This is a genomic window from Phyllobacterium sp. 22552, assembly GCF_052044585.1.
GTDB lineage: Bacteria > Pseudomonadota > Alphaproteobacteria > Rhizobiales > Rhizobiaceae > Phyllobacterium > Phyllobacterium ifriqiyense.
The window spans coordinates 181,412-195,955 of record NZ_JBQENG010000001.1; the positions used below are offsets into that span (position 1 = coordinate 181,412).

Genomic DNA, 14,544 nt, shown 5'->3' on the forward strand with positions numbered 1-14,544 from the left:
CGCCTGCGCCTTTAATTTCTGGCCGGACGTGAACAAACGCGATACAGACGTAATACAGTCTCGATAAGCACAGATATTGGATAGAAAATCATATGCGTACTAAAATCGGCTTTTTTCTGGTTTTCATTGGATTGGTAACCTCTGCCTTTGCTCTGGAGAGCGGTGCGCCACCGGTACTGAAGCCTTTGACTGAGCAGGCGCAAGCTGCGCATTTAAGCGCGCAATTCCTTATCCAATATCACTATAAGACTGTGCCACTGGGCGACGAGCTTTCCGAGAAAATCCTCAATCGCTATATCAAATCGCTTGATCCGGAGAAATTTTTCTTCTCGCAAGCGGATATTGATGTCTTCAATGCCTATAAAGACAAGCTGGATGACGGTATTTATGGTGAGGATCTGACGATTCCTTTTACCATTTTCAACCTTTACGAACAGCGCGTGGTGGAACGTCTCAACTATGCTCGCGACTTGCTGAAGCAAAATTTCGATTTCAGCACTAAGGAAGATTTTCCAATTGTTCGTGACGATGAGGCATGGCCGAAGACCGAAGCAGAAAGTCGCGATCTATGGCGCAAGCGCGTCAAGAATGATTGGCTGCGTTTGAAGTTGGCTGGAAATGATGATGCAACCATCCGCAAAACGCTCGAAAAGCGTTACGCCAATTCGCTTTCCCGCGCCTACAAATACAAAAGTGAAGATGTTTTCCAGATATTCATGAATGCCTATACAAACTCGATAGAGCCTCATACGGACTATTTTGGACCTACGGCGGCGTCGGATTTTGATATTTCCATGCGTCTTTCGCTGGTCGGAATCGGCGCTGTCCTACAGGAGCGCGAAGAGTACACAACCATTCGCGAGCTGGTCGCAGGTGGTCCAGCTCAGCTATCCGGGCAATTGGGCGTGGGTGACAGAATCGTTGGCGTTGCACAGGGCAAGGACGGCGAAATGGTCGACGTTGTCGGAACGCCGCTTCCAGATGTGGTAAAACTCATCCGGGGCACAAAAGACACGGTGGTTCGTCTCAGCATATTTCCATCCGACGCCGGACCTGATGGCAAACATCGCGAGATCAGCCTTGTTCGCAATACCATTAACCTGGAGAAGCAGGCTGCGAAGAAGACCGTATTGCAGGTAAAGAATGGTGATGTGACCAATAAGGTAGGCGTCATTACCCTACCGACTTTCTACGAAGATTTCGATGCCCGCCGCAGAGGTGACAAGGATTACCGTAGCGCCAGCCGAGATGTTTCCAGACTGTTGACTGAACTGAAGAAAGAGCAGGTCGATAGTGTGATTATCGATTTGCGTAATAATGGCGGTGGGTCGCTGCCGCAAGCAATCGAGTTGACAGGGCTTTTTGTCGGCAAGGGGCCAGTCCTTCAGCAGCGCAACCATGAAGGCCAGATCAAGGTGAATGGTTCCGACACGCGTTCAGCAGCCTGGACAGGCCCGCTTGGCGTTCTGATCAATCGCGGATCGGCCTCCGCATCGGAAATCTTCGCAGCAGCAATACAGGATTATGGCCGTGGCATCATTATTGGTGAGCCTAGCTTTGGCAAAGGCACCGTACAAACCGTGGTCAATCTTGACGAAGAGGCCAACAATCCCAAGCCCGAATTCGGCGAATTGAAAATGACGGTCGCCCAGTTCTTTCGCATAAATGGCGGCACTACGCAGCTAAGGGGCGTCGTACCCGATATTAGTTTGCCGGGTTTTTCCGATCTCGAAAATTTGGGTGAGGCGAGCTATGACAATGCTCTGCCATGGCTTCAGATTAAAAAGGCTGATTATAAGCAGCTCGGTGACATTAAGGACCTGCTGCCCCAGGTGCAGACGTTACATAATGAGCGCGTGACAAAGGATAAGGATTTCCAACGTCTCGTGGAAGATGCGGCTGAACTCGAACGTCGTCGGAAACAAAAAGCGATCTCGCTGAACGAAACAGAACGACGTAATGAGCGCGAGCAGCAGTTGAGCCGTATCAAAGCCCGCGAGAAGGCTGATGGTGTGACACCGCTCGACGCGGCCTTTCAGGAAGACGGACTTCAGGCCAATGAGCGCAGCCTGAGCGCTGACATTGCAAGTGAGAAAGCATTGAAAAATGCCAAGGACGTGTTGCTCGAAGAATCTGCTCACATACTCGTGGACGTGACGGCGCTTACGAATGGCTCCTCAAGCACGGCAGGAAAAGCGGTAAAGCAATAGGTGCGCTCGCTCGAGACCCTCGGAGATTTGAATGTCTGAAAATATCAAGATTGAAAAGAAAGAGGCTGGAAGCGGCGGGCGCTATGTAGCCACACTGTCCGGCCATGAAGCGGAAATGGCCTATTCGCGGGCAAGTCCCAAGCTCATCATTATTGACCATACGGCCGTGCCCGATGCACTGCGTGGGCAGGGCGTGGGGCAGGCTTTGGCTTTACACGCAGTTGAAGATGCAAGGGCTGGCGGCTGGAAGATCATTCCGCTATGCCCATTCATGCGCGCCCAGTCGCTTAGGCACGAAGAATGGGCTGATGTCATTCAGCAAAAATGAGACGTTTTGATAGATGCGCGCGGGCTGCCGAATTCTATCAAAATGTCTCCGTCAACCGATCATTGCACGGCGGTCGGGCACGACAGCTTCCTCGGCTTCTCTTGGTTTGCCATCACGCTGCTCGAGCGCTTCGGCCTTTGCCAATTCTTTTTCCGATTCCACAAGCGCAGCCTCCGCCTCATCTTTCTGATTCTTCAGGTCTCTGATCGATACAAAAAGATTATCGCGACGCTGACGTGCAGCTTTTGCGAAGGTCGGGTAGGCAAAATGCGTTGTGTCGGTGATGCCGGCTTTCGTCTCCTCAGACGTTATCTGTGCGTCTAGTTCGGCAGCCATACGTTCGAATTCACCCATCATCAGGTCCAGTTGGCCGAGTTGGCGGCGCTTCTCCTTAACCTGAAACAGCTTCAATCGTACTAAACCTTCATGCGACTTCATATTTACTACCCCCGTAACGCTTCACCAAAAGCTGGTACTCTGAGTGCTGTGAAACCCTTCCTGGCGCTCATCCAGCCCCATTCGACCCGAATCACTTGGGTAAAATGAAACAAAAACTTAAAGACAGGCCCGCTTGGTAACCTTTCCTTTACGTTCAGCATTAATCATACGCCTTAAGACTTAAAGCTCTGTAAACTGATGCATCAAGTTTTGAAGCGGCAAGTTTATTGAGTCGAATGAATCGCTTAGGTGGAAAACCTGATGCTTTGGCTGATGGTATTTTGGCGGCGAGTTGACCTTATGAATCAATGCAGTGTCTGCGATTTTTAATTTATGAGTCAAAGACACTTGCAAAGCGGAATTAGATTTTGTTAACCATTCGGTGGCAATCTTAACGTTATGGAAACGGCTTGTTTCGCGACCTGACTCGGGATTGCCTGACCTAGGGTTTTGGGCAACCCATTTCAGCGGCGGGAAAAGGGGAATGATATGCGGGTTCTTTTAATCGAAGATGATAGTGCAACGGCCCAGAGCATCGAATTGATGCTCAAGTCGGAAAGCTTCAATGTTTATACGACGGATCTGGGCGAAGAGGGTGTCGATCTCGGCAAGCTCTACGACTATGACATTATCCTCCTCGACCTCAATCTGCCGGACATGTCCGGTTATGAAGTCCTGAGGACCCTGCGTCTGTCGAAGGTAAAAACACCAATCCTTATCCTTTCCGGTATGGCTGGTATTGAGGACAAGGTGCGTGGTCTCGGCTTCGGCGCTGACGACTATATGACCAAGCCATTCCACAAGGATGAGCTGGTTGCTCGTATCCATGCAATCGTGCGCCGCTCAAAGGGCCATGCTCAATCGGTTATCACAACAGGTGATCTGATCGTAAATCTGGATGCAAAGACTGTAGAAGTCACAGGCCAGCGTGTTCACCTGACTGGTAAGGAGTACCAGATGCTGGAGCTTCTTTCGCTGCGCAAGGGTACGACACTTACCAAGGAAATGTTTCTCAACCATCTCTATGGCGGTATGGACGAGCCGGAATTAAAGATCATCGACGTCTTCATCTGCAAGCTGCGCAAGAAGCTCGACAACGCCTCCGGTGGTATCAATTACATCGAAACGGTCTGGGGTCGCGGTTATGTTCTTCGTGAACCGGATGCCGCTGATCTTCGCGAAATCGCCTGATCACTATAATTTAAAAAAAGGGCTCCGCGAAAAGCGGAGCCCTTTTTATTTTTGATGCGCGCTCAATCTATTAAATCCAAACGTCATTCTGCGCTGTGCGCTGGCTGTCCAGGTCGCCGGTGTTGAGCACGCCGCGCGGTTCGATCAGCACCAGTTTCACTTCTTTTTCCGCGTAGGGTTTATGCTCTACGCCTTTTGGGACAACATACATCTCGCCCGCTCGCAATGTGACTGCGCCGTCGCGAAAATCGATGCGTAGCTCGCCTTCAAGCACGATGAACGTTTCATCGGTATCTTTATGATCGTGCCAGATAAAATCTCCCTCCAGCCGGGCGATTTTGAACTGGTAATCATTCATTTCAGCAATGACTTTGGGTTGCCACTGTTCGGAAAACAGCTCGAACTTGTGACTGAAGTTGATTGCTTGGCGGGATTGTAATGATGTGTCATTGCTCATGGTGGAGGCTCTCTGGCTGACGGGACATTATCGTAGCGCGTTTCCGGCGTTGGTCAGATCTTCGCCTTGGACGGATAAATAGTTTCTCCCCGTTCTAACATGTCGACGAATTTTTCAATCCTGCTGGCACGTGTCTTTGCTTGTTTTGCAGTAAATATCCGGTGAAGAATGGCGTAGCGATTGGTTTTGTTGATCCGTTCGAAGAACTCCTTTGCAACCGGATTCAGATCAAGGGCCAATTGGAGGTCGTCCGGGACTTGTGCAGTGCTTGGGGGAGCATAGGCGGCGTCCCATCGGCCATCGGCTTTTGCCCGTTCGACTTCGGCCAATCCTGCTGACGTCATCCTGCCTTGTTCGATCAGCTCGGTGGCTTTTGAGCAGTTGCGTTGAGACCATTTGCTTTGAGCTTTGCGCGGCGTATAGCGCAAAAGCCAGAAATCGTCGTCGAATTTGTCGCTCTGACTGTCGATCCATCCATGACATAATGCGCTATCAATAGACTCCGCATGGGAAATGCTCGCCATACCGGCGTTCTTCTTGGCAAGCTTGAGCCAAAGCCCTTGCGAGGTACGTGGCTGTTCACTCAGCCAAGCTTCAAACTGTGCAGCTGAGTCAAACTGAATTATCGGAAGCTCAGATTTCGCTGGCATTTAGGTTCCAACTTCAATCGGCGGCATGATTTCTGCAAGCGATGCGCGGTTGAACGGTTTCAGCAAGTATCCTGCTGCTCCAGCGCGTTTTGCACGCATGATTCTGGTGATATCCATTTCCGGCAGGCAGAGATAGATTTTCGTGCTGTCGCCGCCAGGCAGTGCTCGAATTGTTTGGATTATTTCTGTTGCGGGCATATCGATGAGCCCGTCATCCAGAATGATCATGTCCGGCATTTCGACACTGCATGCGGCCACGGTCTGGTAACCAGTATCAGCTGTCGTCACAACGACTTTGTCGCTGGAGATCAGACGGCCAGCGACTTTTCGTACCACAGGTGAGCCGTCAACGATCATACAACGCAGCATAAGTTCCCCCGAACCAGACAGCCATCTCAGCTATTCCGGTGGTGAACCTATAGGCCGCCCGTGAATAAACAGGCAAGCGGAATGGTAAATATTGAAATACCGCCGGATTTACCGGCGGCAACCCGTATGAGACTTAAGCGGCGGTAAAGATAATTTCTTCCGGTGTCGCATGGATGGAAATGGTCATGCCGGATTCTTGCGCCAACAAAAGCGTATAATAAGGTTGAACCGCGTGCGCATCGATTGCTTCTTCAGGAACTTTGCCGCTGTGAAGCTCAAGAAATTTCGGTGGCACGCGCAGCATCGGTCCGCGCGAGGTCAGAACAAAGCGTGGTTCGGTTTCCGGCGTCTGCAGGGAAACCGACAAGGTACCACCGCGTGGCAGAGCCGCATTGGCGATCAGGATGAGATTCAGCAGCAACTTAACTTTGTTCTTGGGCAAAAGAACGCGATTGCCCTCCCAGCTCAGTTCCGCTTTTTCGCCCTTCATATATTGTTCCGCAACATTGTGAGCGTCGCCTGTATCGATTTGTACTCCTGCCGATCCGGCAGCACCAAAAGCGATGCGGGCAAATTGCAGACGGGCAGAGGCACTGCGTGCGCTGGACTTGATAAGGTTCATCGCATCTTCGTCTGCGCCACCCTCTTCGAGCAGCTCAAGACCGTTGTTTATGGCTCCAACGGGCGAAATAATGTCGTGGCATATCCGGCTGGAAAGGAGCGCTCCAAGGTCAGTTGCCGAAAGGATGACGGGCAATGTCATAAGGGGTCTCCTGAAAATGAGCTTTATGGTTCTAAGTTCCCCGCGAATCAAAGCCGCGAATCACTTGGTTCTCGTGCTCTTCTGGATATAGAGGGCGGTGCGGATGGGCAAGAACGTCATGCAGCAGGATGAAAATGCCTAAAAAATGCAATTTTAACGAGCCATTGAAATGCCAAGATCAATTCATAAACTTTTATACAAGGTTTGCTGTCTTAAATAGGGTTAACGCAAACACAGATTTGCGAATCAGGCGTCGGACAATGAGCGAACACCAAAAGGAATTATTATGGCGTCTCTACTCTTGTCTTTGAATCGTGGCTTTCTCCTTCTCATGACCGTGGTGTCATTGTTTTTTGTGCAAGCGCAAGCAGCGCATGCTCAGAATACTTATACGATGGACGAAATCGTCAATTCCGGTCAGAGATTTTTCGGTTCGACCTCTGGCGGTCTGGCGACGGCCGTCGAGAAGGTTTTTCAAAGTTATGGTCTGCCGAATGGCTATGTCCTCGGCGAAGAAGGTTCAGGAGCGATTATCGGCGGTCTGACCTATGGCGAAGGCTCGCTCTATACGAAGAACGCAGGTGACCACAAAACCTTCTGGCAAGGTCCCTCCATCGGTTGGGATTTTGGTGGTCAGGGATCGCGCGTCATGATGCTTGTCTATAATCTTGACGATGTGCAAAGTCTCTATGGACGTTTCGTTGGCGTGGCCGGCTCTGCCTATCTCTTTGCAGGTGTCGGGTTCAATGTTCTTAAGCGCAATCAGGTCTTGCTGGTACCGATCCGGACCGGTGTTGGAGCGCGCCTGGGTGTCAATGTCGGCTATTTGAAGATTACCCCTTCAGCGACGTGGAACCCGTTTTGATTTCTTGAAAACGGCGTTTTGAAAGCCAAGGCGCGGGCAACCCAGTTCGCGCCTTTGTATTTTTAACACCTGACTGATAATAAGATTGTGTCGAGAAGACCTCTGACAGGACCCTATAGTGATCCAGACCGCGCTTTATTTTGCTCTTGGATTTCTGGCTGCCGTATTATTGGCATTGCTGGTAGTTCCGCCAATCTGGCGCCGTGCAACTTACTTAACTCGCAGACGCGTTGAAGCTGAAATACCCCTTACCCTGAATGAAATACAGGCGCAGCGTGATGGTTTGCGGGCTGAACACGCACTGGCTAACCGCAAGCTTGAACTTATGCTGGAGAATGCCAAGGAAAAGGCGGGACGGCTGCTTGCGGATGTGAGCGAAAAGGACAGGCTCGCAGCAAAGTTTGCGCAGGAGCTGGAGCAGCGCGAACAACGAATTTCCGAGCTAGAGGCGATATTGGCTTCGGATAAGGAAAACCTCAATAAATTGACAGCAGCAAGCGCGGCACAAGAAAAACTGCTGGAACAGCGTGCGGCAGAACTGGAACTGTTGCATCGCCGGTTGGCTGGTCTTGCGACGAATGCGGATAGTCTCAAGATAGATTTGGCCGCTCAATCGGCCCGTATCGATAATCTTTCTGATGACCTCAAGACCGCACGCAAAGACAAACGAGAAAGCGACGAACAGAAACGTAAGGCTGAAACAGAATTGAAAGCGCTACGCAGCTCGCTTGAGCAGGAAATCAGGCAAAGGTCTGAACTGGATAAACAAGCCAGCGCTCTTTTGCGGCAGCTTACAGATAGTGAAGCCAAACTTGCGCGACGTGAAAAAGATATCGAGCGTGTAAATGAGCGTTTGCGCAAGGTCCTTGCGGCAGAGAGAAAGCAGCCTGCAGTAACGGGCGAGGTGGCCCGGGGCAAACAGGCCTTTGTCCAGGCGCAAGAAGGCGATGTCTTGCGGGACCAGATGAACGATCTGGCTGCGCAAGTTATAGCAATGACTGCGAAGCTTGAGGGCTCAGAGTCGCTGATTAACGACTTGCTGGGTACGAGCAGCAATGGTTCGGAAGTGCGTGATGCGGATGGCAAGATTATTGTAAGTCTTGGCGATCGTATACGCGCGCTTCAGCAGGCCGCGTCACAAGCTGGCAAAGCGGCTGAGCCGCGATAAGGCAATCCCCGATGCGGTTGCAACATTAAGACTGTCGAAATCCGAAGACATGGGGATTCTGGCTGTTTGCAGTTGTTGCAAAAGGGCAGGAGGAAGACCTTCGCCTTCAGTCCCGAGCAAAAGCGCTGTTCTTTGTGCCGGCTGGACAGAGTTAATGCTGGTTAATCCGGAAGGACTGAGGCCAAAAAGTGTAAAGCCGGCATCCTGCAATGTCTCAATGATCGCCTCAATAGGGCCCTGCTGCGCGAAAGGAACCTTGAGTGTTGCCCCGACCGACACTCTTATCGCCTTGCGATAAAGCGGGTCGCAGCTGGTCTCGTCCATTATGACGCAATCTGCTTCAAAGGCTGCCGCGTTGCGGAAAATCGAACCCATATTATCATGATTGGATATGCCACAGAGCACAACGACCAAAGCCGTTGGGGAAAGCGTATCTATAAGGGCCTGCACGGATAGCGGGTTCATTCGCCTGCCAACAGCCAAGATTCCCCTGTGCATGGGGAAACCCGCAATCGCATCAATCGTTGTGCGAGAGACGCAATAAATCGGCACATCTGCTGGACATAAGCGGATTTGGTCTTTGAGGCCCACCAACCTGTTTTCAATGATCAGCAGAGATTCAATGGCGAACGACCTGTTGGCCAAGAGCACATTAAGGACGACCTTACCCTCTGCAATAAAGCGCCCCTCACGCCCCACCAGATCACGTTCCCTGACATTTCTATAGGGCGCAAGCCGCTCGTCCTCAGGACCAGCAATGCGGGTAATCCGCTGCTCCAGCCAAACGTCCGGATTAGCGTCGCTCACACCGGGGCCTGTTCCGCTGCTAGACCGGCGCGTGCCTGGCCAGCCATGCGCACCAATGTCATATGCATATCTTTTGCAGATTCCAGCGGCTTTTCAAAGAATATACGAGCCACTTCATCGCCATCCGCAATGTCAAACCCATCCGCATCAATACCGGTTATCCGCCATTTGCCATCCGGTAGCTTGGCATAATAACGGGCATATAAAGCGATCGCTTCAGCATGATCCTCGTTCATGTGATCGACAGCGTTCTTTTCTGCTTCAGCAAGTTCTGGGTTGACAGGGCTTAAGCTCAACCAATCCTTTGCTTCCAGTTGGTAAGCGCGTCCGAAACCACCATTCAATTTGGTATTTTCCGGTTCCAGCCGGAAAAACCGGAAATCGCCAAGGCCGACATAGAGTTTCGATTTGGGCAGGTGTGAAAGGTAGCGCCATTCAATACGGGCGTGTTCAGGAGTGCCTTTGACTATTTCCCGCGCTTTTGCAGAAATTGTCATCCGCGGATAGGCGAGGGGATCTCCCTTGCCAAGTTCACCAACCAAGAGCGAGCATCGCGGGTCGGCCAGCAAAGCAGGCGTATGAGCAGCAAGGGCAGAAACCAGGGTAATTGGAGTGCCGTCATGGTCTGTGGAAATGCCGATACGTGTTGCGATGGGGTTGCCGGTGTTTGGTTCCAGCGTTGCAATGACTGCATGTCGGGCGCTTCGCATCAAACGGCGTATAAGCCGGATCGCGCTGTCATCCATCTCACGCAAAACGTCCATCTTTTCGCTCACGTCATATCCTCAATCAGTCAGGAGCAAGTTTTTGCTCTGGGAATATCTGATTGATAAGAGGAGCAGCGAATTGGGACAAGTCCCGAAGTCTTATATCAGGCGGCGATTGCCTGATTATCATTGATCCCTGCATCTCTCATGCAGTCGGCAAGCAGATCAAGATCGACCGGTCCGATCGTGCAAAGGACTGGCGCGACATCCTCGGCTGCCACCTGCAATGACATCAATTCGCGCAGTGCGTCCATGAGTGATTCGCGCGTATCATATCGTGGTGGAGGAGAACGCATGAGCTTGCCCTTCGGACCTCATTTAGTTGCCCAAGATTAACTCGATAGTGGTAAACAAATTCTTAATTATGCCATTATTAGGATTTTCGTGCTATTGCATTGGATAAAATAAACGCATAATTTCAATTAGATAGATGTTGGATATCCAGAATTGTATTTTGTTGCCATTGTTTGGCCCCAAATGACATCATTCTGTGCTCAACTTCACCAGCAGGAAAAACAGCGATGAGAATTGCTTCGTGATCGGCGGTAAGTGGAAAATCCACTCTGTAGCGGGAATTGTAACGGCGGCGGCGCTCATCAGCGGTTGCACAACACAGAACGCGCAGACCAGCAAGATCAAGCCGCAAGCGGCAACCTCGCAGACTACATCCGGTAATTACGCCTACACGCCCAAGGACAAAGAATGCCTTGAACGGGCAATGTTCTTTGAGTCCAACCGTTCAAGCCAAGATGGTCTGGTGGCTGTTGGAACAGTGGTTATGAACAGACTTGATGCGGGCAAATGGGGAAACTCCATATGCAGCGTTGTTGGACAGAAGGGACAGTTCGCCCCGGGCGTCTTGTCTCGTCCGATGACGTCATCGGCACTTCCGGACGTTCAGGCTGCGGCAGACGCTGTGCTGAAGGGCAAGCGTAACCCTCAGGTCAAGAACGCAATGTATTTTCACACTGCCGGTTTGCGGTTCCCTTACAAGAACATGCATTACACCGTCGTTGCTGGCGGAAATGCGTTTTACGAAAAGCGCGATCGTTATAATTCGGCAGAAATTGCTTCCAAGGAAGCAAGCCAAGCCATTGCCAATGCATATATTGCAAGCATGAGAACCTCCGGTGCAGGCAATGGTACGCAAGTGGCAAGCGCAGCGACGACCACCTCCACACCGACCTCTGGTCGCGTTGTGGCCACGCAGCAACCCGTGCTGGTTGCGCAGGCTGACATCGTTCCACCGCAGATGGCGTTTGCTAGCGAGAAGGTTGCTGTTCCTGTTGATCCGCCTGTTGGGGCCATGGAGCACACATTGCAGGCACAGCAGCAGGCCGCACAGACGACACCAGGCGCCGCTCCGGCTGGAATATTGGCCTATGAGGCTCCGACCAGCAAAAGCGTAGATGCTATTGGTCAAATGCTCCTGGCTCAGGACAGACCTAACGCCTTGAACTAATAAAAAAGCACGCTCCGGCGTGCTTTTTTATTATTGTACCCTGCTACAATAGCTCTTCAGGGTACCAGAAAATGATGGTCCCACTCATTGTGGGGAACCAACTGCCCAATCGCATACTGAAATGTCAGAATGGTCATATGATCGGGCGATGTCGAGCATGTGTATGACAGGTGATACCATTCGCCCTTACTGCGAAAGGCCGCACCCGTGGAGCGAATCTTGTCGCCGCTGATCTTGGGCTCGGCAAAAGCATAGGCCACCAATTCATCCGGAACCATTTTGGCCGGATCCTTGTGGATACGTTCCATTGCTTCCAGATCACAGCGCTGCTCAAGCCTTGTTTGCGGGTCCAGCCTTTCTAGCTCGTCGGCTGCGCTTTTATCCATTGCTGCGGCTGGAGCGGAAACCGCAATGGCAAGCAGAAAAGCACCAATAATTTTCATCAATTTGCTTTCCGGCGTAATCGCATGGCCCGTTGCGGGTCAAAGTTCTGTGAGATACCGCTGCATTTAAGACGGAATTGTGGAAATCAAAACCATTGGAACATTACAATTTTTTCATGAAGTGGGGGATTTTCGTCCCTTGTCTCCATTCGCTTCTATAAAGGAATAGATATAGGAGAAAGATGGTTGAGCGCGATTTGCCGGTTCAACCAAGCCTGCAACGCTGCCCAGCGAGGCTGCATAATTGTTGCAATTAAAGCCGAACATTCTCCAGAGCGGTGGATTGGCGAGATTGTAACGTACTTTGCCCAGCAATTGTTGATACTGGCTTTCAGTCAATGAAACGCGATAAGCGGCGCCGGTTGAAAAATGGCAGTCCGCATAGCTTGGCTTCAGTTCGGCCGGCATCGGAATGATTGCTCCGCCGTAAAGCCCGATCAAGCTGCCTTTTGGAAACAGCCCATTATACTGGCGTGTTACCGGGTTGCCTTGCGCGTCAAGACGTCCAAAGACCACATAAAGATGGCCGCTCGGTATTCCCGGCGAAAGACGTTGGCGAAACTCGATATAGGCGGGATCACCGGTCTTAGTGCGATTGGCGGTGAGCTTCACAGCGTTGCCATTGACGCTGCCATGCGCAGCACAGGTCAATTGCGGTATCTCTGCAGCATATGCCGACACATTGCTTGCAGCGGTCGGCTGCGGTGACGATTGACACGCCGCAAGCGACAGTGAGAGCACCAGAACCGGCAGTGTTTTTGCGAGTGACGAACAGGACAGCTTGATTTTACGCACGATGAAAACTTTCAGCCAATCAATAGATGTAGGGCAAGACACGCCAGGTGCGTGCACGATAGACGTCGTATTCTTCTGCAAAGGCTTCACTCATCATCGTTTCCTCTGGACCCACCCGTGAGAAGAACAGATAGCCAAATCCAACAATCCCTGCAAATCCTGCAATATAGTTAGGCAAGAGCAGTGCTTGTGCAATGGCAAGGCACCAGAATGCCGTGTACATCGGATGCCTGACGTGTTTGTAGATTCCTGTTGTGATGAGTTTGTGATCCTGTTTCAGTTGCAATGATACTGACCACATTTTTCCGAGCGCTTTATGCGTAAGCCTGAAAAGCACAAGCGCGATTATCCCGACGATGATGCCGAGTGCAAGCAGCATTGGATGCCCAGGATAGGATGCAAATCTCGGGAATCCGGTAACAAGGTATATGCCTGGTATGATGCCAAGTCCCGTCAGCGATATGGCCATCCGTAGGGTATCTGCTCCCGGCCGGCGATCAACGGTGAGCCGGCTTCGGCGAGCGCGGCGATCAAAGGGCCGGCGCAACAAATACCAACCAACGACCAGAAACGCCCACAGAGCCTTTCCAGCTAAAGCAAGGCTTATCATGTAATGGCAGGCCCCACGATCTTGAGGCTGTCCTTGGAACAGAGAGTTTTCTCGCAGGGCAATCCGCCGCGGGCGGCGATATCTGCAAAACGTTGAGGCCCACAAAGAATTGCATGCCAGGAATAATGTGTCCGTTTATCTACACCAAATACGAACTGGCGGTGCACGCGGAAAAAGTCGCGCCGGATTGCCTTGTAAGTCTCGTCGCAAAGCTGGTGTCTGAAACGCACTTGCATAAGAACAGGTGATTTTCCTTTTGCAATATCGAGATCTCTGATCGGATCAGATTTGTAAAAGTTCATTGGGTCAGTCAGCGATTGGGCATCAATCCAGGTCGTATTGCTTTGTGCGACATTGGCCACACAATCTCGCAAGCGAGATGCAGCAGGATGTAGTGCGACTTTGAGCAGGCTGGAGCCTACGGTAAGTAGTCCGTAGCGTCGCGATTTATTGCGCTTCACCGCTTCATCTATAATCGGAAGTGCGCAAATTGCGCCCAAGCTATGGGCGGCAATAATAACCTCGGTATCGCTTGGAGCTTCACTGATCAATGACGCGGCATGACCGACGACTTTTTCCATCTTCGTCATAACGTCTGAGCGCTTTCCGCGTGCCATGTCGCGAGCAAATGTCCAGTCGTCCATGAGCAGCAAAAGATGTAATTTTGCAGCAGAAAACCACAATAGACATATCCCAGCCAAAAGACTTGTCCCTGCCAAAACAAATGGGCTGTTCGGAAAGGCATCGTCGACCAAGTATCCCATGCCAATAGATGCAATCAAAATGGCTGCAAGCACGAGCAGTGGATAAACAAAGAACAGCGCATAGCGCCAGCTTGTCATGATGAAGCGGAAAAATGTGCCACTGACGATAAAGTCGAGCAGTGCAAGCAGTCCGCTGAGCAGACGGACGGCCGGATTTCTGGAGGCGTAAAACAGCGTGATATCGCCAAGCCCGTAAAGCACGAAATCGGTATGAGCCGCCCAGTCATCACCCTTGGCATTCAAACTGAAGCGACCCATGGCAACGCCGTCTTCGACAGCGCTGACAGATAGGGGGGAAGGCTCCGAGACGGTCATGTCGTAAACAGGCGCAGTTTTGCCTGCCTCGCGGACAAAGCGCCGATGGTGAGCCTCTACAGGCATATGCTCAAAGCCTGGCAGTAAAATCACCAGACGCTTGACGATCGTCATCCGCATCCTTTCCTCATCGCTTACCGAT

General features: G+C 51.4%; 18 protein-coding genes. 6 read left to right on the forward strand and 12 right to left on the reverse strand.

Annotation, left to right across the window (positions count from 1 at the left end; all coding sequences use genetic code 11):
- Positions 1-92 precede the first annotated feature (92 nt).
- Entirely contained in the window at positions 93-2,210 is a 2,118-nt protein-coding gene (locus tag ACTJI9_RS00960; RefSeq protein WP_440805460.1) for a carboxy terminal-processing peptidase, read from the forward strand.
- 31 nt (positions 2,211-2,241) lie between these two features.
- Entirely contained in the window at positions 2,242-2,538 is a 297-nt protein-coding gene (locus ACTJI9_RS00965) for a GNAT family N-acetyltransferase (RefSeq protein ID WP_115052349.1), read from the forward strand.
- A gap of 51 nt (positions 2,539-2,589) precedes the next feature.
- Here ACTJI9_RS00965 and ACTJI9_RS00970 read toward each other — a convergent pair whose 3' ends face one another.
- A complete protein-coding gene (locus ACTJI9_RS00970; protein WP_440805463.1) occupies positions 2,590-2,976 on the reverse strand; it encodes a flagellar export protein FliJ in 387 nt (128 codons plus the stop codon).
- Between the two features lie 489 nt (positions 2,977-3,465).
- On the opposite strand from ACTJI9_RS00970, the gene ctrA reads away from it, so the two are divergent.
- Entirely contained in the window at positions 3,466-4,167 is a 702-nt protein-coding gene (ctrA, locus tag ACTJI9_RS00975) for a response regulator transcription factor CtrA (protein WP_008124398.1), read from the forward strand.
- Between the two features lie 70 nt (positions 4,168-4,237).
- On the opposite strand, the gene ACTJI9_RS00980 is transcribed toward ctrA, so the two are convergent.
- The 4 genes from ACTJI9_RS00980 to chpT all read right to left on the reverse strand — a co-directional run bounded on the left by ACTJI9_RS00980 (position 4,238) and on the right by chpT (position 6,406).
- A complete protein-coding gene (locus ACTJI9_RS00980) occupies positions 4,238-4,624 on the reverse strand; it encodes a cupin domain-containing protein (protein ID WP_440805466.1) in 387 nt (128 codons plus the stop codon).
- Between the two features lie 53 nt (positions 4,625-4,677).
- Complete coding sequence (locus ACTJI9_RS00985; RefSeq protein ID WP_336439677.1) at positions 4,678-5,274, reverse strand: YdeI/OmpD-associated family protein; 597 nt, start codon at positions 5,272-5,274, stop codon at positions 4,678-4,680.
- Positions 5,275-5,643, reverse strand: coding sequence for a response regulator (locus ACTJI9_RS00990; protein ID WP_115052353.1), 369 nt, complete (start codon positions 5,641-5,643; stop codon positions 5,275-5,277).
- Positions 5,644-5,776: 133 nt separating this feature from the next.
- Positions 5,777-6,406, reverse strand: a complete 630-nt coding sequence (chpT, locus tag ACTJI9_RS00995; protein ID WP_115052354.1) for a histidine phosphotransferase ChpT — start codon at positions 6,404-6,406, stop codon at positions 5,777-5,779.
- 331 nt (positions 6,407-6,737) lie between these two features.
- Between chpT and ACTJI9_RS01000 the strand changes: the two genes are divergently transcribed.
- Complete coding sequence (locus ACTJI9_RS01000) at positions 6,738-7,271, forward strand: DUF1134 domain-containing protein (RefSeq protein ID WP_307286202.1); 534 nt, start codon at positions 6,738-6,740, stop codon at positions 7,269-7,271.
- A 118-nt stretch (positions 7,272-7,389) separates the two neighbouring features.
- A complete protein-coding gene (locus ACTJI9_RS01005; protein WP_337354442.1) occupies positions 7,390-8,439 on the forward strand; it encodes a hypothetical protein in 1,050 nt (349 codons plus the stop codon).
- On the opposite strand, the gene ACTJI9_RS01010 is transcribed toward ACTJI9_RS01005, so the two are convergent.
- From ACTJI9_RS01010 to ACTJI9_RS01020, 3 genes are all read right to left on the reverse strand, one after another.
- Entirely contained in the window at positions 8,407-9,219 is an 813-nt protein-coding gene (locus ACTJI9_RS01010; protein WP_354344553.1) for a TrmH family RNA methyltransferase, read from the reverse strand. The two genes, ACTJI9_RS01005 and ACTJI9_RS01010, sit on opposite strands and share 33 nt — an antisense overlap.
- A 23-nt stretch (positions 9,220-9,242) precedes the next feature.
- Positions 9,243-10,022 carry a HugZ family pyridoxamine 5'-phosphate oxidase gene (locus tag ACTJI9_RS01015; RefSeq protein ID WP_115052357.1) on the reverse strand — a complete coding sequence of 260 codons (780 nt, stop codon included), beginning with the start codon at positions 10,020-10,022 and terminating at the stop codon, positions 9,243-9,245.
- 95 nt (positions 10,023-10,117) lie between these two features.
- A complete protein-coding gene (locus ACTJI9_RS01020; RefSeq protein WP_115052358.1) occupies positions 10,118-10,309 on the reverse strand; it encodes a hypothetical protein in 192 nt (63 codons plus the stop codon).
- A 239-nt stretch (positions 10,310-10,548) separates the two neighbouring features.
- Here ACTJI9_RS01020 and ACTJI9_RS01025 point away from each other — a divergent pair, with 239 nt between their 5' ends.
- The gene (locus ACTJI9_RS01025) at positions 10,549-11,475 is read left to right on the forward strand and encodes a cell wall hydrolase (protein WP_440805470.1); all 927 of its coding nucleotides are present in this window, start codon (positions 10,549-10,551) and stop codon (positions 11,473-11,475) included.
- 56 nt (positions 11,476-11,531) lie between these two features.
- On the opposite strand, the gene ACTJI9_RS01030 is transcribed toward ACTJI9_RS01025, so the two are convergent.
- The 4 genes from ACTJI9_RS01030 to ACTJI9_RS01045 form a co-directional block, all read right to left on the reverse strand.
- On the reverse strand, positions 11,532-11,918 hold the full coding sequence (locus ACTJI9_RS01030) for a DUF930 domain-containing protein (RefSeq protein ID WP_115052360.1): 387 nt from the start codon (positions 11,916-11,918) through the stop codon (positions 11,532-11,534).
- 114 nt (positions 11,919-12,032) lie between these two features.
- The gene (locus ACTJI9_RS01035; RefSeq protein WP_336439680.1) at positions 12,033-12,803 is read right to left on the reverse strand and encodes a hypothetical protein; all 771 of its coding nucleotides are present in this window, start codon (positions 12,801-12,803) and stop codon (positions 12,033-12,035) included.
- Positions 12,733-13,323 (reverse strand): protein-S-isoprenylcysteine O-methyltransferase, encoded by a 591-nt coding sequence (locus ACTJI9_RS01040; RefSeq protein WP_336439681.1) that lies wholly within the window; start codon positions 13,321-13,323, stop codon positions 12,733-12,735. The genes ACTJI9_RS01035 and ACTJI9_RS01040 overlap by 71 nt, the downstream gene beginning before the upstream one ends.
- Complete coding sequence (locus ACTJI9_RS01045) at positions 13,320-14,516, reverse strand: hypothetical protein (protein WP_440805477.1); 1,197 nt, start codon at positions 14,514-14,516, stop codon at positions 13,320-13,322. Before ACTJI9_RS01045 ends, ACTJI9_RS01040 begins: the two co-directional genes overlap by 4 nt.
- Between the last annotated feature and the right edge of the window lie 28 nt (positions 14,517-14,544).